The organism is Streptomyces sp. SA15 (assembly GCF_002291145.1).
Taxonomy (GTDB): domain Bacteria; phylum Actinomycetota; class Actinomycetes; order Streptomycetales; family Streptomycetaceae; genus Streptomyces.
Genome location: NZ_NTGE01000177.1, coordinates 1 through 1,208, shown reverse-complemented (window position 1 = coordinate 1,208; position 1,208 = coordinate 1). Strand labels below are relative to the sequence as shown.

Sequence of the window (1,208 nt, the reverse complement as noted above, 5' to 3'; positions counted from 1 at the left end):
ACGTGGGCGCCTGTTCGGGTGAGTTCGTCGTGGAGTTCTTGGGCGCCGGGGGCGTCGGGGCCGCGTCGGCTGGTGAGGAGGAGGTGGGTGACACCGTGGTGGTGGACGAGGTGGCGGGCGAGGAGGGTGCCGAGGGTGCCGGTGCCGCCGGTGATCAGGGCGGTGCCGTCCGGATCGATCCCCCGCGGCACGGTGAGCACGGCCTTGCCGACCAGCTTGGCCTGGCTCAGGTCCCGCATCGCCTCACGTGCCCGGCGCAGGTCGTAGACGGTGACCGGCGGCCGGCGCAGAACCCCTTCGCGGTACAGGGCCATCACCGCGACGAGCATCTCCTGGATCCGGTCCGGCCCGGCCTCCAACAGGTCGTACGCCTGGTAGCGCACGCCCGGATGGTCCGCGGCGACCTGCCCCGGGTCGCGCTTGTCGGTCTTGCCCATCTCCAGGAACCGGCCGCCGCGCGGCAGCAGGCGCAGCCCGGCCTCCACGAACTCACCGGCCAGGCAGTCCAGGACGACGTCCATGCCGCGGCCGCCGCTGGACTCCAGGAACGCCTGCTCGAACTCCAGGGTCCGCGAGTTGGCGATGTGCTTGTCGTCGAGCCCGTACTCCCGCAGCGTCCGCCACTTTCCGGGGCTGGCGGTGCCGTGGACCTCCGCCCCCAGATGGCGGGCCAGCTGCACGGCCGCAACACCGACGCCGCCCGCCGCCGCGTGCACCAGCACCGATTCACCGGGCTGTACGCCGGCCAGGTCCACCAGGCCGTAGTACGCCGTGAGATGCGTGATGGGGACCGTCGCCGCCTGCTCGAAGGACCAGTCGTCCGGCATCGGCGTCAGGAACCGGTGGTCGCACACCGCCACCGGGCCGAACGAGTCGGAGCACAGCCCCAGCACCCGGTCGCCCACGGCCACGTTGGTCACATCGTCCCCCACCTCCAGGACCGTGCCGGACACGTCGCCGCCGATGCCGTTCTGTCCCTCGACCATGCCGAGGGCGACGATGACGTCCCGGAAGTTGAGCCCGACCGCGTGCACGGCGATCCGGACCTGCCCCGGCCCCAGCGGGTCCAGGACCTCGGGGCAGGGCACCAGCGCCAGGTTCTCGATCGTGCCGCGGCCGGTGCTCTCCAGCCGCCACGGGACCGGCCCGGGGGGCGGCAGCAGCGCCGGATGCGAGCCGGCCCGCGCCAGCCGGGGCGCCGTGACCGT

The 1,208-nt window shown here is 73.3% G+C and carries 1 protein-coding gene; it reads right to left on the bottom strand.

The window, feature by feature from the left end; all coding sequences use genetic code 11:
- On the bottom strand, positions 1-1,208 hold a 1,208-nt coding region (locus CLM62_RS38580; RefSeq protein ID WP_143659222.1), incomplete at both ends, for a zinc-binding dehydrogenase.